This is a genomic window from Quadrisphaera sp. GCM10027208 (assembly GCF_042658805.1).
In the GTDB taxonomy this organism is placed as follows: domain Bacteria; phylum Actinomycetota; class Actinomycetes; order Actinomycetales; family SCSIO-59966; genus SCSIO-59966.
Window position 1 is genome coordinate 34,216 of sequence record NZ_JBHSRC010000009.1, and the last position, 20,834, is coordinate 55,049.

At 74.7% G+C, this 20,834-nt stretch carries 16 protein-coding genes; 8 read left to right on the forward strand and 8 right to left on the reverse strand.

The window, feature by feature from the left end:
* The first annotated feature begins 9 nt into the window (after window positions 1-9).
* The 3 genes from ACFP6A_RS13310 (at window position 10) to ACFP6A_RS13320 (ending at window position 5,671) form a co-directional block, all read left to right on the forward strand.
* On the forward strand, window positions 10-1,296 hold the full coding sequence (locus tag ACFP6A_RS13310) for a nucleotide sugar dehydrogenase (protein WP_379604283.1): 1,287 nt from the start codon (window positions 10-12) through the stop codon (window positions 1,294-1,296).
* A 269-nt stretch (window positions 1,297-1,565) separates the two neighbouring features.
* A complete protein-coding gene (locus tag ACFP6A_RS13315; RefSeq protein WP_379604285.1) occupies window positions 1,566-3,461 on the forward strand; it encodes a SpoIID/LytB domain-containing protein in 1,896 nt (631 codons plus the stop codon).
* A gap of 266 nt (window positions 3,462-3,727) precedes the next feature.
* Window positions 3,728-5,671, forward strand: coding sequence for an FG-GAP-like repeat-containing protein (locus ACFP6A_RS13320; protein WP_379604287.1), 1,944 nt, complete (start codon window positions 3,728-3,730; stop codon window positions 5,669-5,671).
* Between the two features lie 74 nt (window positions 5,672-5,745).
* Here the strand turns inward: ACFP6A_RS13320 and ACFP6A_RS13325 are convergent, their stop codons facing one another.
* The gene (locus tag ACFP6A_RS13325; protein ID WP_379604289.1) at window positions 5,746-6,402 is read right to left on the reverse strand and encodes a CoA transferase subunit B; all 657 of its coding nucleotides are present in this window, start codon (window positions 6,400-6,402) and stop codon (window positions 5,746-5,748) included.
* A 1-nt stretch (window position 6,403) separates the two neighbouring features.
* The gene (locus tag ACFP6A_RS13330) at window positions 6,404-7,183 is read right to left on the reverse strand and encodes a CoA transferase subunit A (RefSeq protein WP_379604290.1); all 780 of its coding nucleotides are present in this window, start codon (window positions 7,181-7,183) and stop codon (window positions 6,404-6,406) included.
* A 182-nt stretch (window positions 7,184-7,365) separates the two neighbouring features.
* Between ACFP6A_RS13330 and ACFP6A_RS13335 the strand changes: the two genes are divergently transcribed.
* A complete protein-coding gene (locus tag ACFP6A_RS13335) occupies window positions 7,366-9,453 on the forward strand; it encodes a S8 family serine peptidase (protein ID WP_379604292.1) in 2,088 nt (695 codons plus the stop codon).
* On the opposite strand, the gene ACFP6A_RS13340 is transcribed toward ACFP6A_RS13335, so the two are convergent.
* The gene (locus ACFP6A_RS13340; protein WP_379604294.1) at window positions 9,443-10,111 is read right to left on the reverse strand and encodes a TIGR03089 family protein; all 669 of its coding nucleotides are present in this window, start codon (window positions 10,109-10,111) and stop codon (window positions 9,443-9,445) included. The genes ACFP6A_RS13335 and ACFP6A_RS13340 overlap by 11 nt on opposite strands.
* A gap of 53 nt (window positions 10,112-10,164) precedes the next feature.
* On the opposite strand from ACFP6A_RS13340, the gene ACFP6A_RS13345 reads away from it, so the two are divergent.
* Window positions 10,165-11,166, forward strand: a complete 1,002-nt coding sequence (locus tag ACFP6A_RS13345) for a DNA-3-methyladenine glycosylase family protein (RefSeq protein WP_379604296.1) — start codon at window positions 10,165-10,167, stop codon at window positions 11,164-11,166.
* Window positions 11,167-11,207: 41 nt separating this feature from the next.
* Here the strand turns inward: ACFP6A_RS13345 and cofE are convergent, their stop codons facing one another.
* Window positions 11,208-12,560 (reverse strand): coenzyme F420-0:L-glutamate ligase, encoded by a 1,353-nt coding sequence (gene cofE / locus ACFP6A_RS13350; protein ID WP_379604298.1) that lies wholly within the window; start codon window positions 12,558-12,560, stop codon window positions 11,208-11,210.
* Window positions 12,557-13,537: a 2-phospho-L-lactate transferase gene (gene cofD, locus ACFP6A_RS13355; protein ID WP_379604299.1), complete on the reverse strand. Its 981-nt coding sequence runs from the start codon at window positions 13,535-13,537 to the stop codon at window positions 12,557-12,559. Before cofD ends, cofE begins: the two co-directional genes overlap by 4 nt.
* Before the next feature lie 199 nt (window positions 13,538-13,736).
* On the opposite strand from cofD, the gene ACFP6A_RS13360 reads away from it, so the two are divergent.
* From ACFP6A_RS13360 to ACFP6A_RS13370, 3 genes are read left to right on the forward strand one after another with little or no spacing between them, the layout of a single operon-like run.
* Window positions 13,737-14,045 (forward strand): WhiB family transcriptional regulator, encoded by a 309-nt coding sequence (locus tag ACFP6A_RS13360; protein WP_379604301.1) that lies wholly within the window; start codon window positions 13,737-13,739, stop codon window positions 14,043-14,045.
* A complete protein-coding gene (locus tag ACFP6A_RS13365) occupies window positions 13,949-17,356 on the forward strand; it encodes a glycosyltransferase (RefSeq protein ID WP_379604303.1) in 3,408 nt (1,135 codons plus the stop codon). Before ACFP6A_RS13360 ends, ACFP6A_RS13365 begins: the two co-directional genes overlap by 97 nt.
* A complete protein-coding gene (locus tag ACFP6A_RS13370; RefSeq protein WP_379604304.1) occupies window positions 17,353-18,828 on the forward strand; it encodes a DUF5719 family protein in 1,476 nt (491 codons plus the stop codon). Before ACFP6A_RS13365 ends, ACFP6A_RS13370 begins: the two co-directional genes overlap by 4 nt.
* A 4-nt stretch (window positions 18,829-18,832) precedes the next feature.
* Here the strand turns inward: ACFP6A_RS13370 and ACFP6A_RS13375 are convergent, their stop codons facing one another.
* The 3 genes from ACFP6A_RS13375 to ACFP6A_RS13385 are packed head-to-tail and all read right to left on the reverse strand — an operon-like array spanning window position 18,833 to window position 20,825.
* Window positions 18,833-19,243 carry a PIN domain-containing protein gene (locus ACFP6A_RS13375; protein ID WP_379604306.1) on the reverse strand — a complete coding sequence of 137 codons (411 nt, stop codon included), beginning with the start codon at window positions 19,241-19,243 and terminating at the stop codon, window positions 18,833-18,835.
* Window positions 19,228-19,470: a type II toxin-antitoxin system Phd/YefM family antitoxin gene (locus tag ACFP6A_RS13380; RefSeq protein WP_379604348.1), complete on the reverse strand. Its 243-nt coding sequence runs from the start codon at window positions 19,468-19,470 to the stop codon at window positions 19,228-19,230. The genes ACFP6A_RS13375 and ACFP6A_RS13380 overlap by 16 nt, the downstream gene beginning before the upstream one ends.
* Before the next feature lie 47 nt (window positions 19,471-19,517).
* Complete coding sequence (locus ACFP6A_RS13385) at window positions 19,518-20,825, reverse strand: UDP-glucose dehydrogenase family protein (RefSeq protein ID WP_379604308.1); 1,308 nt, start codon at window positions 20,823-20,825, stop codon at window positions 19,518-19,520.
* Window positions 20,826-20,834 lie beyond the last annotated feature (9 nt).

A 20,834-nucleotide genomic window follows, 5' to 3' on the forward strand; every position in this document is an offset into this window, starting at 1 on the left:
AGGAGCATCGTGAAGATTGTCGTCGTCGCGCTGGGCAAGATCGGGCTGCCGCTCGCCGTGCAGTTCGCCGGATCCGGGCACGAAGTCGTCGGCGTCGACGTCAACCCGGCGGTCGTCGACCTCGTCAACGCCGGCACCGAGCCGTTCCCCGGCGAGGCCGAGCTGGCCGAACGGCTCGCCGACGTGGTCTCCCGCGGTGCGCTGCGCGCCACCACCGACTACGGAGAGGCCGTTCCTGGCGCGGACGCCGTCGTCCTCGTCGTCCCGCTGTTCGTCGACGGTGACGGCGTGCCCGACTTCGGCTGGATGGACGCCGCTACGCGGTCGCTGGCCGAGCACCTCACACCCGGCACGCTCGTCTCCTACGAGACGACCCTGCCGGTCGGCACCACTCGGACCCGGTGGAAGCCGATGCTCGAGGAGGGGTCCGGGCTGACCGAGGGCACCGACTTCCACCTGGTGTTCTCCCCCGAGCGGGTGCTGACCGGTCGGGTGTTCGCCGACCTGCGCACCTACCCCAAGCTCGTCGGCGCCCTGTCCCCGGAGGGCGCCCGACGGGCCACGGAGTTTTACCAGGCGGTGCTGCAGTTCGACGACCGAACCGACCTGCCCAGACCGAACGGGGTGTGGGACCTCGGCAGCGCCGAGGCCGCCGAGATGGCCAAGCTCGCCGAGACCACGTACCGGGACGTCAACATCGGGCTGGCCAACCAGTTCGCCCGGTTCGCCGGCGCGCACGGCATCGACGTCCAGCAGGTCATCGAGGCCTGCAACTCCCAGCCCTACAGCCACATCCACCAGCCGGGCATCGCGGTCGGCGGGCACTGCATCCCCGTGTACCCGCGGCTCTACTTGTGGAACGACCCGGACGCGACCGTCGTGCGGGCCGCCCGAGAGGCGAACGCCGGCATGCCCGAGCACGCCGTCACGCTGCTCGCGGACGCCTACGGCGACCTGACCGGGGCCCGGGTGCTCGTGCTCGGCGCCTCCTACCGGGGCGGGGTCAAGGAGACCGCGTTCTCCGGGGTGTTCCCGACCGTGGCCGCCCTGCGCTCCCGCGGCGCCCAGGTCACCGTCTCCGACCCCATGTACAGCTCCGACGAGCTCGCCGCCCTCGACCTGCCGCCGCACACCGACGGCGACCCCGTCGACGCCGTCGTCGTCCAGGCCGACCACGCCTCCTACCGGGACCTGTCTGCCGAGGACCTGCCCGGGGTGAAGGTCGTGGTCGACGGCCGCCGGGTGACCGACCCGGCTCGTTTCCCCGGTGTCGTCCACCGCGTCATCGGCGCCTGAACCGGGGATGGGCAGGGGCGGAACTCGGGCGGTCTTGGGATTCGAGCAGTTTTGGTCACATTCGCGCCGATCGCCGAGGCAGAATGACTCAGGCCAGCCCAGTTCTCGGCCGAAGGACTCTCATGCGGTTCCGCCTACTCGCCTCCATCCTCGGCGCCACGCTCGTGGTGTCCCTCGTCCCCTCCGCCGCGGTCGCCGCTGAAGTGTCACCGCGACCCGCGAGCGGCAGCTACTCCCTGGAAGGCAGGGGGTACGGACACGGTCGAGGGATGTCCCAGTGGGGTGCGTACGGCGCCGCCGACGCGGGACTGACCTACGACCGCATCCTCGACTTCTACTACCCCGGTACGTACGCGAAGACCATCGCTGACAGCCCGATCCGAGTGTGGATCAGCACGGACAACGACGCTGACGTCCGGGTGGATCCAGCGCCCGGCCTCGCCATCCTGTCCGGAGACGCACGCTACCTGCTGCCAACCGGCGACAGGTACGACGGGTGGCGGGTGGTCCGGGGCCCAGACCACCTGGTGGTAGAGAGTCTGGACGGGGGCGTCTGGACGTCGTGGCAGCCGCAGGATGTCACGACGCCGTGGGACGAGGACGTCCGGTTCACTGCCACCGACACCTTCCGGCTCGTCCTACCGCCATCAACCGCGGACCCCCAAGGTCGTCGCCAGGAACTGCGGGGTGTGTTGCACGCCGTCCCACAGGGGACGTCTGTCCTGCACAGCGTCCTCGTGCTACCGATGGACACCTACCTGCGCGGCGTCGTCCCCGCCGAAATGCCGGCCGGTTGGCCGGCCCACGCTCTGCGCGCACAGTCTGTTGCGGCACGCACCTACGCGGCCCGCCTTCGTGCTGGATCCTCGACAAGGTTCTACGACACCTGCGACACCGTGTCCTGCCAGGTGTTCAAGGGCATCGCCACCTATGGGTCCGACGGGCGTCTCATTCAGAGCCATGAGCATCCTCGGACGAACGACGCCATTGCTGCGACCGCCGGCGTCGTCCGGTACTACCGGACGAGCAGTGGAAGCGAGCAACTCGTCCTGACCGAGTTCAGTGCCTCGAATGGTGGATGGACGGCGGGCGGTCCCTCCAGCCACCCCTACCAGGTCGCCAAGCGGGACCCCTACGACGGCCGCATCCCCTCGTCCGCGCACAGCTGGACGGCAACCGTCCCGGTCGCCACGATCCAGCGCAACCTCGATGCCCGCTATCCACAGGTCGGCTCGCTACGGCAGATCACCGTGCAGACGCGGACCGGTGAGGGCGATCTCGGCGGGCGCATCGTCCAGGCTGCGGTGACGGGCAGCCGGGGATCGGTTGTCGTGTCCGGTGCCACACTGCGCAGCCTCCTCGGCACGAAGTCGGACTGGTTCGTCATCACTGGTCCGGCGCCGTTTCCCCGTGACTTCTCCGGGGACGGAGCGGCGGACCTCATGGCCATCGCGGAGAACGGTCGCTTCTACCTGTACCCCGGTGACGGTACGGGAGGATTCGGTAGCCGCCGGCAGATCGGTCATGGCTGGGGAACGCGCAATCTCGTCACCCAGGCGGGGGACTGGGACGGTGATGGGGCACACGACGTGATCGCTCGTGAACCGGTTTCCGGGAACCTGTGGCTGTACCGAGGGGACGGTCAGGGTGGTTTCGCGTCGGGCGCCGCGATCGGAGGGAACTGGCGTGTGATCAACGCTTTCGTCGGCCCTGGTGACTGGACTGGCGACGGTGAGCCAGATCTCTTGGCCCGCCGTCGTGATGATGCCACCCTCTGGGTGTACACGAGCGACGGTAGCGGCCGATTCACCGGTCAAGCGCGCATTGGCCGGGGCTGGTCCGGGATGGACCTCCTGCGAGCGGTTGGAGACGTCACCGGCGACGGTGTGCCCGACATTGTGGCTCGGCGGATGTCCACCGGCGAGCTCGTCCTCTACCCGGGAGATGGTCGCGGGGGTTTCGGTACGAGTCGGGTCCTGACTGTTGATGTGCGGCACCTCGTCGACGTCAGCAGCCCGGGAGACTGGGACGGCGACAGCTATCCCGATCTGTTGGGCAGGGACGCGGCTGGGCGGCTCTTCCTCTTCGCCGGCACGGAGAACGGGGATTTCTCCCCCGGGCGACAGGTCGGCAGCGGCTGGTCCGGGTACTCCTTCGTTGGTTGAGCTCACCGGAGCCACTTGACAGAAGGGAGCGAGAGCGTCACCGTGCGGTGTGATCTGTGAGCCCGGTGTGACAGGTGTGACGCTGGGGTCATGGCTTCAGATGGTCCGCCGTCCTGCCGATGGTGGAAGGACGACGACAGCACCCGCGACACGAGCCGAACGGAACTGCACCGATGCGTCTCCCCTCCTTCCTGCTCAGTTTCGGGCTGATCCCCGGACTCCTTGTCCTCCCCACGGTGACGCCGCCTGAGCCGGAGCCGGTCCCCGTGGCTCCGAAGATCGAGAACCTTGAGCTCGAGGGCGTCGATGGTGAGGCGCTGGACGCGCTGCAGGCCGACGACGATGCCACGCGTCGTGCACCGTCAGCGTCGGCTCCGCTCGGCATCGCCGCGCTGGGGGAGCCCCAAGTGCCCGACGCTCCTGAGCCCGACGATGACTCTCCAGAGGTTCTGACCGACGAGCTCGACGTCGACGACTTCGCCGTCGTAGGTGTCAGCTGGCGCCGCACCCCAGGTGTCGACGACACCGACGTGGCCGTGCAGCTCCGCGTCCGCTCTGACGGGGAGTGGGGGCCGTGGGAGGTGCTCGGGGTGGCCGACGAGGGTCCGGACGCGGGTACCGCGGAGGCGGCGCGGATGGCGGAGCGGACTGGCACCTCACCGCTCGTCGTCCTGGAGGCCGACGGTGTGCAGGTGCGGATCGACACTCCGCAGGGTGTGGCTCCTCGGGACGTCCAGGTCTCCCTCGTGGACCCTGGGACGTCGCGTGCCGATGACACGGTGCACTCTGACGCGGTCCCTGTCGCCACGGCGACCGCCAGCGGGACCCAGCCGCAGATCGTCACCCGCGAGCAGTGGGGTGCGGACGAGAGCCTCACCTCTGGTCGACCGGTCGTGAACCACACCGTCAAGGCGCTGGTCGTCCACCACACCGCGGGGTCGAACTCGTACTCACGCGAGCAGGCCGTCCAGCAGATCCGCGGCATCTACGCGTACCACACGAAGACCCTCGGCTGGGCCGACATCGGGTACAACCTCCTCGTCGACCGGTACGGCACCGTCTATGAGGGACGGCGAGGCAGCATCGACCAGGCCATCCAAGGCGCACACTCCGGGGGCTTCAACCGCGACACGTACGGCGTCTCCCTCATGGGCAACTTCGAGGTCGCTGAGCCGCCGGCGGCTGCCGTCGCCGCCATGACCCGCGTCATCGGCTGGAAGATGGGACAGTACGGCACGAACCCGTTGGGTACCACGACTTTGGTGTCAGCCGGTGGCGGGACCTCCCGCTATGCCGCAGGATCCGTCGTCCGGCTACCTGCGCTCCTGGGTCACCGGGACGTCGGCCAGACCTCCTGCCCAGGCCGCTACTTGTACCCGAAGATGGCAACAATGCGCGCCGAGGCAGCGGACATCGCCGCCCGGACCGCGCCGACACTGATGGGGTCCTTCCCACGTGACTGGACTGGTGATCAGATCCCGGACGTCATGTCCTCGAACCCCAGCGGTCGGCTGTGGTCCTATCCCGGTTCCGGTTCGGGCTCGTTCGAGGAACCTCAACTGATCGGCCGCGGCTGGGGTACCCGCACCCTCGTCACCCAGGTCGGTGACTGGGACGGCGACGGCAATCGCGACCTCGTGGGTCGGGAGACCGATACGGGCCGTCTGTGGCTGTACCCCGGCGACGGGGAGGGCGGATTCATCCGTGGCTACAACATCGGCGGCAACTGGCGGGTCATCGACGCGCTGATCGGTGTCGGCGACTGGGACGGCGACGGGGCGCCTGACCTCCTAGCGCGCCGTGAGGACGACGGCACACTATGGCTGTATCCCGGTACCGGCGCAGGCGGATGGGGGGTCCCGCGACGCGTCGCTGCCAACTTTGATCAGTACGACATTCTCACCGCTGTCGGCGACTGGGACCGTGATGGGAGTCCCGACATCGTCGCCCGGGAACGCGGCACCGGTGAGCTGCACTGGTACCGCCAGACGGCCGGTGGTGGAATCCAGTACGCGAAGCGAATCGGTACCGGCTGGCAGGACTTCGACATGATCCACGGACCGGGGGACTGGGACGCCAGCCGTGGTGTCGACCTGCTGGCGCGCAAGTCGAACGGGCGGGTCATCCTCTACAGCGGCGACGGCAACGGTGGCTTCTCCGGAAGCCGTCAGGTCGGCCACGGCTGGGGCTACATGCGGTTCGTCCAGTAGCCGGTCCGTGAGTGGGTGTGGAGTCCCGGCCCTGAGCAGAGTGCGGACTGCCAGAGCGCGCCTCAGGTCGTCCGTCAGCCGGTCATCGCGGCCGGCTCGCCCTCGACCAGGAGCTGCGGGCCGGTCGCCGACCGGACGTCGTCCACGGACACCTGCGGGGCGAGCTCGCGCAGGACGAGCCCGCGGTCGGTGACGTCGATGACGGCCAGGTCGGTGATGACCCGCTGGACGACGCCCCGGCCGGTGTAGGGCAGCGAGCACTCCTCGACGATCTTGTGGGCGCCGTCCCGGGCGACGTGCTCCATGAGCACGATGACCTTCTTCGCGCCGTGGACGAGGTCCATCGCCCCGCCCATCCCCTTGATCATCTTGCCGGGGATCATCCAGTTCGCGATGTCGCCGCGGGCGGAGACCTGCATCGCCCCGAGGATGGCGGCGTCGATCTTGCCGCCGCGGATCATCCCGAAGCTCATGGCCGAGTCGAAGAACGAGGCGCCCTTGCGCAGGGTCACGGTCTCCTTGCCGGCGTTGATGAGGTCCGGGTCGACCTCGTCCTCGCGGGGGTAGGCGCCGACGCCGAGGATGCCGTTCTCGGACTGCAGGACGATCTCGACGTCGTCCGGGACGTAGTTGGGCACCAGGGTGGGCAGGCCGATGCCGAGGTTGACGTAGGAGCCGTCGGTCAGCTCGCGGGCGGCGCGGGCCGCCATCTGCTCGCGGGTCAGCGCCATCTCAGGACTCCTTCGCCTCGCGCACGGTGCGCTTCTCGATCCGCTTGTCGGCCGCCTGCTCGGGGGTCAGCGGGACCACCCGCTGGACGTACACGCCCGGCAGGTGCACGGCGTCCGGGTCCAGGTCGCCGGGCTCGACGAGCTCCTCGACCTCGGCGATCGTGACCCGGCCGGCCATCGCGCACAGCGGGTTGAAGTTGCGGGCCGACTTGTTGAACACGAGGTTGCCGTGCCGGTCGCCGCGCCAGGCCCGCACGAGCGCGAAGTCCGCGACGATCGCCCGCTCGAGCACGAACTCGCGCTGCTCGCCGTCCACCTCGAACGTGGCGGTCGGCTTGGCGGGGGAGGCCACCGCGACGCCGCCGTCGGCGTCGTAGCGCCACGGCAGGCCGCCGTCAGCGACCTGGGTGCCCACCCCGGTGGCGGTGTAGAAGGCGGGGATGCCGCTGCCGCCGGCCCGCAGCCGCTCGGCCAGCGTGCCCTGCGGGGTGAGCTCCACCTCGAGCTCGCCGGACAGGTACTGCCGGGCGAACTCCTTGTTCTCCCCGACGTAGCTCGAGATCATCCGCCGGATGCGCTTGGCCCGCAGCAGCAGCCCGAGCCCCCAGTCGTCGACCCCGGCGTTGTTGCTCGCCACCTCCAGGTCGGTGACCCCGGCGTCCAGCAGGGCCTGGATGAGCACCGACGGGATGCCGCAGAGCCCGAAGCCGCCGACCGCCAGGGTCATCCCGTCGGTGATGTCGGCGACGGCCTCAGCAGCCGAGTGGACGACCTTGTCCATGGGCGTGCCTTTCCGCTCGAGTCACGGTCCGCGGCGAGCGTACCGGCCGGCCGGGGGGCCCCGGGGCGGTGCCGGGGCACCCTGCCCCGACCTGACCGGTGGGGTGAGGCCACACCTCAAGGTTCCGGCCCTGGCGACCGATGAGTCCCACAGAGCCCGAAGCCCACCGATAGGCCTGCCTCATGCCCCGTCCGCTCTCCCGGCGCGGAACTGTCGCCCGCTGTGCCGCCGCGCTGACCGCTGCGGTGGTCGCTGCGGTGCTTGCCGCTCCTGTCGCCGCGGCCGGCCCACGGCCTCACTCGTCGACCGCCCCGGCGCGTGCGGCGGAGCAGGTGCGGCATGCCGCCGCGGACGCCGCTGAGCGTGAGCTGCCGGCTCGCGGGCCGGTGCGACTGGTCGCCGTCGTCGACGAGCACGGACGGCCCGAGGTCGAGGTGGCTGAGGCCATGGACACCGCGCACGCCCGCGAGGTGCTCGAGGACCTGCGCGCGGACGACGACGTCGTCACCGTCGAGGTAGACCGGCCGGTCCGGCTGGCCGTCACCGCGACCGACCCGCTGCGCCCCCGGCAGTGGGCGTTGGACCGTCTGGCCGCGGACGAGCTCGCGGACCTGTCTGACGGGGAGGGCGTCGTCGTCGCCGTCATCGACACCGGTGTCGACGCGACCCACCCGGACCTGGCCGGCGTGCTCGTGCCCGGCCTCGACGTCGTCGAGGGGAACAGCACGGACGATGCCAACGGCCACGGCACCCACGTCGCCGGCATCGTCGCCGCGGTCGCCGGCAACGGCCTGGGGATCGTCGGGCTCGTCCCCGGCGCCCGCGTCATGCCGGTGCGGGCCCTGGACGCCGAGGGCAGCGGCTGGGCCTCCGACGTCGCCGAGGGCATCGCCGGCGCCGTCGACGCCGGCGCCGACGTCGTCAACTTGTCCTTCGGATCCACCCAGCCGAGCGCCGCGGTGACCTCGGCGGTGCAGTACGCCGTGTCGCGGGGTGTGCCGGTCGTCGCCGCCGGCGGCAACGACCGCCAGGCCGGCAGCCCCCCGTTCTACCCGGCGGCCGAGCCGGCCACGATCGCCGTGGCGGCGACGACCTCGGCCGACGTCTCCGCGACGTTCTCCACCCGCGGGGACTACCTCACGGTCGCCGCCCCAGGAGCAGGGATCGTGTCCACCGTCCCCGGCGGCTTCGCCGAGATGAGCGGGTCCTCGATGGCGGCTCCGCACGTCGCCGCGACGATCGCAGCGATGCTCGCCGTCCGTCCCTCCCTCACCCCCACGCAGGTGCGTGACCTGCTCGTCGCAACCGCCGACGACCTCGAGGCGGTCGGTTTCGACACCGCCACCGGGCACGGGCTCGTCGACCCCGTCGGGGCCGTCCGGCGGCTGCTGTCGGAGCCGGCGCCTGCGCAGCAGCCGGTGACCGAGCCCGTGAGCGACCCCAAGCCTGTGACGGATCCGGAGCCGGTGGTCGCCCCGGAACCAGAGCCGGCGCCTGAGCCGGAGCCGGCATGGGCGGCTCGGGACTGGACCGGGGACCGGCTGCCCGACGTCCTCGCCGGCACCCGCTCCGACCTCTACCTGTACCGGGGGCTGGCGGACGGGCGGCTCGCCGGCCGCGGTGCGCACATCGGCTCCGGCTGGTCCGGGATGGACCTGGTGACCCTGACCCCCGACTGGTCCGGGGACGGCGCCCCCGACGTCATCGCCCGCTCCACCCGCGACGGCCGGCTCTGGCTCTACCGCGGCACCGGTACCGGCGGCTTCGGCCGGGCCACCGCGATCGGAACCCGTTGGGACACCTTCACCGCCTTGCTTGCCCCCGGTGACTGGGACGGCGACGGCGCCGCCGACCTGCTCGCCCGCAGTCGAGCCGGCGACATGTGGCTCTACCGGGGGGACGGTTCCGGGGGCTTCGGTCGGGCCACCCGGGTCGGCACGGGCTGGAACGGCTTCACCGCGCTCGTCTCGCCCGGGGACTGGGACGGTGACGGTGACGGCGACGTCCTGGCCCGCGACGGGCTCGGCCGGCTCTGGCTCTACCCCGGCACCGGCACCGGCGGCTTCGGCCGAAGCCGTCTCGTGGGCACCGGCTGGAACGGCCTGGAGCAGATCACGGCCGCCGGCGACCGGACCGGTGACGGGGCCGCCGACGTGCTCGGCGTCGCCGCCAACGGGGACCTGTGGACCTACCCCGGCAACGGGTCCGGGGGCTTCGCCCGCCCCGTCCGTACCGGCTCCGGCTGGACTGGGCTGACACTCATCCGCTGACCTGCTCGGCCTCCCGGACCCGCGCCAAGGCCGCCGGGTCCGCCGCGACGTCCGCCCCGACGAGCACCACCGACCCGCCCGCCGCCAGGGGCGCCAGCAGTGTGCCCGTCACGTCCCAGGTGGCGTCGGTGACGAGCAGCCGGACGCCGTCCGCCAGCACCGGCAGCGGCGGCAGGGGCGCCGGGTCGTCGGCTGGGGCCAGCACGTCCCCGAAGCCGCTCACCTCGGCGTTGTAGTCCAGTGCCTCCGGTGGCAGGTTCGCCACCGAGCGGGCCAGGGCGGCGAGCTCGACGGCCACGACCCGCCCGGGCTGGGTGGCAGACCCGGTCGGGGGCACGGTTGTCACCAGGACGTCCGGCGCGTCGGCGTCCGGGTCCCCTGGGCCGACGAGGTGGGCGCCGACGGCCGGCACCGCGAGCGCCCACACCACCGTGCGCCAGTGCATCGGCAGGTCGAGGCGCACGGTGGTGCTCGCGGTGGCGTCGAGCTCCTCGACGAGGAGGTTGCCGGTCTTGGCGACCCAGTTGTCCAGCACCCGGGCGGACAGCTCGACGCGCTCGTCGTCCGGGCCGTACCAGGTGACCCGGGGCCGGCCCGGGTCCTGCGCCTGCAGGGCCCGCAGCAGGGTCGGGACGTCGCGGGCGCCGGTCGCGGTCATGGCCGGCGAGTGTAGGTGCCGCCTCGGTGCGGACCGGCGGGCACACTGGCGCGGTGCCGCCCGCCACCCGCACCTGGACGCCGGGCCGCCCGGTCGACGTCCGGGCGGTGCTGTCCGCGCTGCGCCGCGGGCCCGCCGACCCGGCGATGCGCCTGGCCGACGACGGGACGACGTGGCGGGCCACCCGCACCCCTGACGGCCCGGCGCTGCTGCACCTGCGGCCGCGGCCGACGTCCGGGGACGTGGAGGCGACCGCGTGGGGACCCGGCGCGCACTGGACCCTGGACGGCGTCCCGGAGCTGCTCGGCGAGGCGGACACCACGGCCACGGAGTTCCGGCCTCGGCCCGAGCACCGCCGGCTCGTCGAGGCGTGGCGACGGCGACCGGGATGGCGGGTGCCGCGCAGCCGGGCCGTCACCGAAACCCTCGTCGCCGCCGCGCTCGAGCAGGTCGTCACCGGGCAGGAGGCGCGCCGTTCCTGGCGACGACTGCTGCACCGGTACGGCGAGCACGCCCCCGGCCCCACCGGACCGGGCGAGGCGGCCGAGGGGATGCGGGTGCCGCCCGCGCCGGCGGACTGGCTGGCCGTCCCGTCGTGGGACTGGCTGCAGGCCGGTGTCGAGGAGCGGCGCCGGCGGGTGGTGCGCACGGCCGCCGGACGCGCCGGCGCCCTCGAGCGGACCCTGGCGCTGAACCATGCGGACGCCGAGCGGGCGCTGAGATCCCTTCCCGGAGTGGGAGTGTGGACGGCGGCCGAGGTGCGCCACCGCGCGCACGGCGACCCGGACGCGTTCTCCTTCGCCGACTACCACGTCAGCCGGGACGTCTCCTGGGCCCTGACCGGCGAGGTGCTCGACGACGCCGGGTGCGCCGAGGTCATCGCGTGCTACGCCGGGCACCGGTACCGGGTGCAACGGCTGCTCGAGCTGGCCGGGGAGCGCCGTCCCCGCCGCGGGCCGCGGATGACGCTGCCGACCCACCTGCCGGGTCACCTGCCCAGCCGGCCGCTCAGCGAGCCGCCCGGCCGGCCAGCCGTGCGCCGCGGTGCTCGCTGACCGCGGTGCTCGGAGGGGTGGTTGACCCGGTCGGAGTGGACCTACCCGCGCCGGTCCGTCCCGGGCGAACGTGCGTAGTCGTCCTCGAGCCGCTCGATGTCGGCCTCGTCGAAGTCGCCGAAGGCCAGCTCGAGGACGCGGCCGGGGCGGTCGGTGTCGTTACCCAGCCGGTGCAGCGACCCGGCGGGCACGACCACTCGCTCGCCGACGCCGAGCGTCCACGTCCGGTCGTCGACCTGGACCGTCATCGGCACGTCGAGCGGCTGCCACATCTCGTCGCGGTTCTGGTGGCGCTGCAGGCTGAGCCGGTGCCCCGGCTGCACCGTGATGATCTTGACTGTGCAGGGCTCGTTGGCGCACAGCTGGAGGAAGCCGCCCCACGGCCGCTCGGCGACGAGGACCGCGGCCTCGCGGTCGGTGCCACTGGTGGGCATGGGACCTCCTGGGGACGACGACGGTGCGCCAGTCTGCCCTACCCACCGGCCGGTCTCGGCCCACTCGGCGACCCGGCGCAGCGTCGCGCCGCCGGCCCGGGCGGCGGCCAGCAGCGCCTCGACGCGGGCGGCGACGTCCTGCGGGGAGTCCGTACCGGGGTCGATCGGCGGCGGCGGCAGCTGCCCGGGCGGCACCCCCAGCGCGGCCCGCACCGCCTCCACCTGCCCGTAGCCGAACCAGTCCGACGGACCGGTGCGGGTGCACCCGGCCGCGCCCTCGCCGTCCGCGGTGGTGACGTACCGGCCCAGTCCCCGCACGACCGCGACCGGCGTCCCGGCGGCCTTGCCCTTGGCGAGGTCGGCGGCCGCGGCCACCTCGTCGGCCACCGCCCGGACCGTCACCTCCAGCGGCCGGCCGAACCGGTCCACCGTGCCCCGGACGTCGTCGAGCACGACGAGCCCGGCCGCCCCGAGCGCGAAGTCGCTGACCCCCACCCGCCACGGCCGGCCCGAGGTGTCGGTGACGACGACCGCCGGCCGGACCCCGGCGTGCTCGGCCAGCGACGCGCGCAGCCGCCGGGCCGAGGCGTCCGGGTCCGCGGGCAGCAGCAGCACGGTCCCGGCCGGGACGTCGGAGGCGTCGACACCGGCGGCGGCGAGCACCGGGCCGCTGCGGGCCTGCACGACCCGGGTCACCCGGCCGTCGGGCAGCGCCCGCTCGGCGACCACCCGGACCGTCTCGGCCGGCACCGCGGCGACCCGCTCGGCGGTGGGCGCGGTGCGGCCCTCGGCCTTGGCGACGACCTTCGAGGCGACGGTGACGACGTCGTCGTCGCGCAGCACGATGCCCGCGGCCGCGCACGCCCGCGCGATCAGCCGGCCGACGTCGTCCCCGGCGCTCACCTCGGGCAGCCCCGGGACGACGAGCACCTCCAGGGCCGTCACCGCTGGGCCGGTCACCGCGGGCGCACCTGGTCGGCGAGGTCGAGCGCGGCCGCCGCGATGGCGGCGCTGGCCTCGACGTCGGTCATCAGCAGCGGACGGGCCACGACCGGCGCCGGCGACCCGCCGGGGACCCGGCGCAGGTCGGCGTCCGCGGTGTCGACGAGCCACCCGTCGAGCAGGTCGGCGTACAGGCCCGCGACCGCCTCGGCGGTGGGCGGCAGACCCAGCACGGCGAGGCACTTGTCGGCCATCCCGCGCACCGGGGCCCCGCCGATCACCGGGGAGACGCCGATCACCGGGGCCCGGGTGCCGCGCAGGGCGTCCCGGACGCCGGGCACCGCAAGGATCGTGCCGATCGACACCACCGGGTTGCTCGGCGGGAGCAGGACGACGTCGGCGTCCCGGAGCGCGCCCAGCACGCCGGGCGCCGGGCGGGCCTGCTCGGCGCCGACCGCGACGATCCGCTGCGCCGGCAGCGCGGCCCGGTGGCGGACCCACCACTCCTGGAAGTGCATCGCCCGCTGCCCGCCGGGCTCGTCCTCCACGACGACGTGGGTCTCCACGGAGTCGTCGCTCATCGGCAGCAGGGTCACCCCCGGCTGCCAGCGCGCGCACAGCGCGGCGGTCACCTGGGACAGCGGGTAGCCGAGCCCCAGCAGGTGGGTGCGCAGCACGTGGGTGGCGACGTCCCGGTCGCCGAGGGTGAACCACTGCTCGACGCCGTACGCGGCGAGCTCCTCGGCGACGGTGGAGGTCTCCTCGCGGCGGCCCCAGCCCCGCTCCTCGTCGACCCCGCCGCCCAGGGTGTACATGACGGTGTCGAGGTCCGGGCAGACCCGCAGGCCGTGCAGGGTGATGTCGTCGGCGGTGTTGGCGACCACGGTCACCTCGGCGTCCCGCCGGGCTGGGTCGCCCGAGGTGCGCAGCGAGTGCAGCAGGCCGCGGAGGAACCGGGCCCCTCCGACGCCGCCGGTCAGGGCCGTCACGCGCATGGGCCGCATCCTCGCAGGGCCGGCGCGCCGCTGCGCCGACCGGGTCGTCCGCTGCGCCGACCGGGTCGTCCGTTCGGCCGGATAGCAGACCAGGGCTTGACGCGGGCCGTACGACACGCGTGTAATTCCCTCCATGTCACACCCGGGGGCGCCCGGGTCGGGGCGGACCAGGGCGGGCGACGAAGGGTCGGGCGGGCAGATGTCTCCTATCGAGAACCTGACGGACTGGGCGGCCGGCGTCCCGGCGGGGGAGGCCATCGTGCTCGACCCCCGCTTCGAGGACGACGCCGAGCTGCAGTGGCAGGAGCGCGCCCTGTGCGCGCAGACCGACCCGGAGGCGTTCTTCCCCGAGAAGGGCGGCTCGACCCGGGAGGCCAAGAAGGTCTGCGCCTCCTGCGAGGTGCGGGTCGAGTGCCTCGAGTACGCGCTCACCCACGACGAGCGGTTCGGCATCTGGGGCGGCCTGAGCGAGCGGGAGCGCCGCCGGGTGAAGAGGCAGGCGGTCTGAGCCTGGCACTGGACCTCGGCGCCGTCGGCGTCGCCCCGACGGTCGACCGGCCGCCGACCCAGCGGCTGCCCGGTCCGGCCCGGGTCACCGCCGTCCTCGTCGTCCACAACGGGGTCCGCTGGCTGCCGCGGACCCTCGCCGCCCTCGACGCCCAGACCCGCCGCCCGGACGTCGTCCTCGCGGTCGACACCGGCTCCGTCGACGGCAGCGGCCACCTGCTCGCCGCGTCCCTCGACGACGTCGTCGTCACCTCCTCCCGCACCGGCCTGCTCGACGCCGTGCGGGCCGCGCTGAGCGACCGGGAGGCTGCCCGGCTCGCCCCCGCCCCCGACCCGCGCCGTCCCGACGAAGCCCCGGACGCGGCCACCCCGGCGCCGGCCAGGGACTGGGTGTGGGTGCTGCACGACGACTCCGCCCCCGCCCCCGACGCCCTGGAGCGGCTGCTCGCCGCCGTCGAGGTGGCCCCCTCCGTCGCGGTGGCCGGGTGCAAGGAGACCTCCTGGCACGACCCCGGCCGGCTCGTCCGCACCGGGTTCACCACGAGCCGTCTTGGGCGCGTCGTCACCGGCGTCGAGCCCGGCGACGTCGATCAGGGCCAGACCGACGCCCGGGACGACGTGCTGGCGGTCGGCAGCGCCGGCATGCTCGTGCGCCGCGACGTGTGGGACGAGCTCGGCGACGCCGACCCCGCGACCCCGGTCGTCGGCGCGGACCTCGACCTGTGCGTGCGGGCCCGTCTGGCCGGGCACCGGGTCGTCGTCGTCCCCTCGGCCGTCGTCGCCCACGCGGACGCCGGTCGCACCGGCTCGCGGGTCGACGCGCCGCTGCAGCACCGCGGCCGGGCGTGGACCACCCGCCGCGTCGTCGCCCACCGCCGGCTCGTGGAGACCCCCGCGCTGCTGCTCCCGCTCACCGCGCTCGCCCTGCTCGCCGGCGGCCTGCTGCGGCTGCTGGCCCGCGACGCCGACACCGAGCCGCGCCGCGAGCTCACCGAGCTCGGCGCGGTGCTCGCCGCCCTCGGCCGGCCCGACCTCGTCTGGCGGGCCCGGCGCCGGCTGGCCCGGGTGCGGCGGGTGCCGCGGCGCACCCTCGCCCCGTTGCGCGCCCCCGCCACCGAGGTGGCCCGCTGGCACCGTGACCGCTGGGCCCGCCGCCGCCACCGCCGCGTCGCCGGGCTCGTCCCGCTCGAGGTGGCCGCGCCGTCCCCGGCCCGCCGTCGCACCGCGCTGCTGCTCGGCGTCCTGCTCACCGCGGTCCCGCTCGTCGCCCTGCACCGGCTGCTCGGGCCCGGCCCGGTCTCCGGCGGCGCCCTCGCCCCGGCTCCAGAGGACCTCGGCACCCTGTGGCAGTCCGCCCGCTCGACGTGGCTGGACGCCGGCCTCGGCGCCCCCGGCCCGGCGGACCCGCTGCTCACCGTCCTGGCCGCCCTGGCGGTCCCGTTCACCGCACCCGACCTCGCCGTGCACGTGCTGGTCCTGGCCGCCGTCCCGCTCGCCGGGCTCGGCGCGTGGGCCGCCGCCGGCGCGGCGACGTCCTCGGTGTGGCTGCGGGCCTGGGCAGCGCTGGTGTGGGCCGGCGCACCGGCCCTGCTCGTCGCCGTCGGCACCGGGCGGATCGGCTCCCTGCTCGCGCACGCCGCCCTGCCCTGGGTCGCGCTCGGCGTCGCCCGCGCCGCCACCGCGCCCACCGCCCGGCGCGCCTGGACCACCGCCGCCGCGGCCGGGCTCGCCCTCGCCGTGGCCGCCGCCGGCGCGCCGGTGCTGCTGGTGCTGGGCACCGCGGGCGTCCTCGTCGTCGCGGCCGCGGCGCTGCGCCCCAGCCGGGGCCGGTCGCTGGCCCTGCTGTGGACGCCGCTGCCGGCCCTCGCGCTGTCCGCGCCGTGGCTGCCGGCCGCGCTCGCCGACCCCCGGCTGCTCGTCGCCGAGCCTGGCCGGCTGCTGCCCGCCGATGTCCTAGCCGCCGACGCGCCGCCCGCCGATGTTCTACCCGCCTGGCAGCTGCTGCTCGGCCAGCCCACCACGCCCGTGCCGTGGCCGGTGCCGGCGGAGCCGCTCGCCAGCACCCTCGCGGTCTGGGCCGGCGCGCCGCTGGTGGCCGTCGCCGTCCTCGCCCTGCTGCGCGGCGGGCCCCGCGGACGGGCCGTGCGCACCGGGTGGCTCGTCGTCGCGCTCGGGCTCGCCGCCGCCGTGCTCGCCGTCCGGGTCGTCCTCGTCCCCGGCGCACCCGGCGAGCCGGGCGTGACCGGGTGGCCGGGCCCGGCCGTCTCCGTCGTCGTCCTCGGCCTGCTCGCGGCCGCGCTGGTCGGTGCGGACGGTGCGCGCACCCGGTTCGGCGCCGTGCGCGGCCGGCGCCCGCTGCGCGGCCGGCGTCCTCTGCTCAGCTGGCGTCCCCTGCTCGCGGCTCCGCTGGCGCTGCTCGCCCTGCTCGCCCCGGTCGCCGTCCTGGGCACCTGGACGTGGCAGCAGGCCACCGGCACCGCCGGCCCGGCCGTGCACGCTTCAGACGTCCACCGCGGCGAGGTGGCCGCGCTGCCCGCGGTCGCCGTCGACGCCGCCACCTCCCCGGACCGCACCCGCACCCTCGTGCTGCGGCCCGAGGCCGACGGGGCGGTCGCGGCCGCCGTCACCCGCACCGCCACCGAGCGGCTCGACCGGCTCGCCACCGCGGTGACCCTGCGCGCCGGGCAGACCCCGGACGCCGCCGACGAGGCGCTGACGGCCGCCGTCGCCGGACTCGCCGGCCCGGCGTCCGCACGCACCGACCCCCGGGCGGCGCTCACCGACCTCGGCGTCGGGTACGTGCTGCTGCTGGACGCCGCCCAGGACGGCGACGGCGCTCACCCGCTGACCGCGGACACGCTGGACGCCGTGGCCGGGCTGTCCCGCTCCGGGGAGGTCGACGACGGCGTGCTGTGGCGGGTGGTCCCGGCGTCCGGGGAGGACCCGGACGCCGTCGACCGGGCCGCCAGGGCCCGGGTCCTGGACGCTGACGGCAGCCCGCAGGCCGTGCTGGCGTCCGGTCCCACGGACGTGCGCGCCGAGGTGCCCGCCGGGCAGGACGGACGCACCCTCGTGCTGACCGAGCGCGCCGACCCGCACTGGAGCGCCTACCTCGACCACCGGCGGCTCGACCCGGTCGTCGTCGACGGCTGGGCGCAGGGCTTCGAGCTCGGCCCGCGCGGCGGCACCGTCGTCGTCCGGCACGACCCGCCGCTGCAGGGGCTCTGGGGACCGTTGCAGGTCGTCGTCCTCGGACTCACCGCCCTGCTCGCCCTGCCGCTGGGCGACGGCACCCGCAGGACGCCGCGATGAACCGGCCGGCCTGGACCCGGGTGCTCACCGGTGTCGCCGTCCTCGCCCTCACCGGCGGCGTCGTGGCCACCGCCGGCGCGCTACCCGACCCGGCGCCGCCGGACCCGGTTGCGCCGCAACGGGTCGCGCTGCCCGCCGGGGACGCCGTCCGGGTCTGCCCGCCGGCGCCTCGGCTGTTGCAGACCGCCGACGCCCCAGGTACCGACGAGGCGCTGGCCGCCCGGGCTCTGACCACCACCACGGTGCGGGCCCTGGCGCCGGGCTCGCAGCTCGACCGGTCCGATCTCGACCGGGCTGGGGCGGTGCTGCGCGCCATCCCGCCCGCCGGGGAGCCCGCCGGCGAGGCGGCCGTCCTGGCCGCCACCGCCACCGCGCTCACCCCCGAAGGGGACCTGCGCGGGCTGGCCGTCGCCGACTGCCCGGCACCGGTCGAGGACGGCTGGGCGGTGGCCGGCACCGTCGCCGCCGGCTGGGCGAACCGGCTCGTGCTGACCAACCCGGGCGCTACCCCGGTCGTCGTCGACGTCACCGTGCTGACCGGCGCCGGAGCAGTTGCGCCGCAACCGGTCCAGGGTCTCGCGCTGGCCCCGGGGGAGAGCACCGAGACCCTGCTCGACGGCCTCGTCCCGGACGCCGGACCGCTCGCCGTCCGGGTCGAGGCGGCCGGGGGCCGGGTCGCGGCCGCGGTGCTGCAGAGCCGGCTCGACGGGCTGCTGCCCCAGGGCGTCGCCACCGTCGGTGCCACCGCAGACCCGGCCGAGCACCTCGTCGTCCCGGGTGCCGTCGTCCGTGGCGGCTCGCCGGCCCCGTGGCTGCGGGTCGCCGTCCCCGGCGAGGAGGACGCCGTCGTCCGCTGGGCACTGCTCGGCCCTGACGGTCCGGTCACCGTCGAGGGGGCCACCGCGGCCACCGTGCCGGCCGGCACCGTCGCCGAGGTGCCGCTCGACGGGCTGCCCGACGGGGACTACACGGCCGTCGTCGACGCGGACGTGCCGGTGCTCGCCGGGGTCCGCTCCCGGCTCGGCGCCAGCGGCCGGCCCGCCGACATCGGCTGGGCGGCCGCCACGCAGCCCCTCGGCGACGGCGCACTGGTCGCCCTGCCGGACGGGCCGGACGGGGACGTCGAGACGCGACTGCTGCTCGCCGCCCCCGACGGCGCCGCCGACGTCACCGTGCGCGCCGTGGACGCCGACGGGGCCGAGCTCGCGGTCACCGAGGTGCCGGTCGCGGCCCACTCGACGACGGTCGCCGACCTCGATGCAGACCGGGGCGCAGAGCCGGGGGACGGCCAGGCGGCAGGCTGGTGGGTCGAGGCCGCAGGCGAGGGAGCGGCGACCGTGACCGCGTCGCTGCTCGTGCTCGCCGACGCGGCCGACGGTGGCCGGCTGCTGTCCGTCGTCCCGGTGCGCCCGTTGCCGGACCCCCCCGGGGACGTCGAGGTGCGCGTCCCGCTGCCCGGGCGCTGGCCCTGAGGCCTCAAGAGTGCCCAGCTGGTGTCACGGCCGACACGCCGGGTAGGTCGGCGAAGCGGGCCCGGGAGTCGAGCGACAGGATGGTCCGACGGTGCTCGACCGCATGGGCGGCGATCATGAGGTCGTGCGCTCCACGTGGAGTCCCGGCCCGACGGGTGTGTGCCAGTAGCCGCGCGTGCTCGGTGGCCGTGCGTTCGGTGTAGTCGAGCACCGCCACGGCAGAAGTGATCGTGGCGAGGACCCGAGCCCGGGAGGCGGCGCGCTCGACGGTACGGGCGAGCTCGATCCCGGTGCGGAACTCCGCGACGGTGATCGCGGCGATCGCGAGGTCGTCCTCGTCGAGCTGTGCCCGGTCGATCGTTCCTCGCTCGTAGGCGATGAGGGTCGAGGTGTCGAGGATCAGCGCGCGAGCCACGGATCATCCAGGCGTAGGAGCGACGTGGCGCTCTCGATGTCCGCCTCGATGTCGTCGTCCAGGGGTGGTAGATCCTTGAGGGCCTCCCGCAGAGCCTTCCCAGTCGTCGGTGCCGCTGGCCGAATCTCGGCGACGACGTGTCCGGCGCGGGTGATGGAGACTGTCTCGCCGCGCTCCACCGCGTCAAGCAACTCCGAGAAGCCTCTGGAGGCTTCGGTGGCTGTCATCGTCCGCACCCGACCAGAGTATCTGATTATCTGACGGACGGTGGTCCTCAGACCACCGGACGCCCGAGCGCGCGGTAGGTCCAGCCCGCGTCCCGCCACGCGGCCGGGTCGAGGGCGTTGCGGCCGTCGACGAGGTGACGCCGGCGCACCACCGCACCGAGCGCCGCCGGGTCCAGCGCCCGGTACTGCGGCCACTCGGTGAGCAGCAGGACGACGTCCGCGCCGGTGGCCGCCTCCTCGGCGGTGTCCGCGTAGGCCAGTCCCGGGTACAGCCGCCGGGCGTTCTCCAGCGCCGCGGGGTCGGTGACGACGACGTCCCCGCCCTGCAGCTGGACCTGCGCGGCGACGTTGAGCGCCGGGGAGTCCCGGATGTCGTCGCTGTGCGGCTTGAACGCGGCGCCGAGCACGGCGACCTTGTGCCCGATGAGCGACCCGCCGCACGCCTCGCGGGCCAGGTCCACCATCCGGGAGCGGCGCCGCATGTTGATCGCGTCGACCTCCCGCAGGAAGGTCAGCGCCTGGTCCGCGCCCAGCTCGCCGGCCCGGGCCATGAACGCCCGGATGTCCTTGGGCAGGCAGCCGCCGCCGAAGCCCAGCCCGGCGTTGAGGAAGCGCCGGCCGATCCGGTCGTCGTAGCCGATCGCGTCGGCCAGCTGGACGACGTCCGCGCCGGCCGCCTCGCACACCTCCGCCATCGCGTTGATGAACGAGATCTTCGTGGCGAGGAAGGCGTTCGCGGCGACCTTGACCAGCTCGGCGGTGGCGAAGTCGGTGACGACCACCGGGGACCCCTGCGCGATCGGCGTGGCGTACACCTCCCGCAGCCGCTTCTCCGCCTCGGCCGAGCGGACGCCGAGCACGAGCCGGTCCGGGTGCACGGTGTCCTCGACGGCGTGCCCCTCGCGGAGGAACTCGGGGTTCCAGGCCAGCTCGAGGTGCGGGGCGTCCCGCTCGAGCACCGCGGCCAGCCGGGCGGCGGTGCCCACCGGCACCGTCGACTTGCCGACGACCAGGGCCGGGGAGCGCAGGTGCTCGACGAGGGCGGCGACGGCCGCGTCGACGAAGGAGGTGTCGGCGGCCAGCTCACCGGCCCGCTGCGGGGTGCCGACGCAGACGAAGACGACCTCGGCGCCGTCGAGGTCCGCCGGGTCGGTGCTGAACGACAGCCGGCCCGTGGTCAGGGTGCGCTCGAGCAGCTCGCCGAGCCCGGGCTCGAAGAACGGTGCCTGTGCGGCGGACAGCCGGGCCACCTTGTCGGCGTCGACGTCGTGGCCGACGACCTCGTGGCCGAGCTCGGCCATCGACGCGGCGTGCACCGCGCCGAGGTAGCCGCAGCCGACGACACCGACCCTCACGCCGCTGCC

What these genes read in the sequence shown, in the direction of transcription:
- ACFP6A_RS13335 (WP_379604292.1), top strand. Translation starts at nt 7,366, where the DNA reads ATGCCCCGTCCGCTCTCCCGGCGCGGAACTGTCGCCCGCTGTGCCGCC.
- ACFP6A_RS13315 (WP_379604285.1), top strand. Translation starts at nt 1,566, where the DNA reads ATGTCCCAGTGGGGTGCGTACGGCGCCGCCGACGCGGGACTGACCTAC.
- ACFP6A_RS13340 (WP_379604294.1), bottom strand. Translation starts at nt 10,111, where the DNA reads ATGACCGCGACCGGCGCCCGCGACGTCCCGACCCTGCTGCGGGCCCTG.
- ACFP6A_RS13330 (WP_379604290.1), bottom strand. Translation starts at nt 7,183, where the DNA reads ATGGACAAGGTCGTCCACTCGGCTGCTGAGGCCGTCGCCGACATCACC.
- ACFP6A_RS13380 (WP_379604348.1), bottom strand. Translation starts at nt 19,470, where the DNA reads ATGACAGCCACCGAAGCCTCCAGAGGCTTCTCGGAGTTGCTTGACGCG.
- ACFP6A_RS13325 (WP_379604289.1), bottom strand. Translation starts at nt 6,402, where the DNA reads ATGGCGCTGACCCGCGAGCAGATGGCGGCCCGCGCCGCCCGCGAGCTG.
- cofD (WP_379604299.1), bottom strand. Translation starts at nt 13,537, where the DNA reads ATGCGCGTGACGGCCCTGACCGGCGGCGTCGGAGGGGCCCGGTTCCTC.
- ACFP6A_RS13360 (WP_379604301.1), top strand. Translation starts at nt 13,737, where the DNA reads ATGTCTCCTATCGAGAACCTGACGGACTGGGCGGCCGGCGTCCCGGCG.
- ACFP6A_RS13370 (WP_379604304.1), top strand. Translation starts at nt 17,353, where the DNA reads ATGAACCGGCCGGCCTGGACCCGGGTGCTCACCGGTGTCGCCGTCCTC.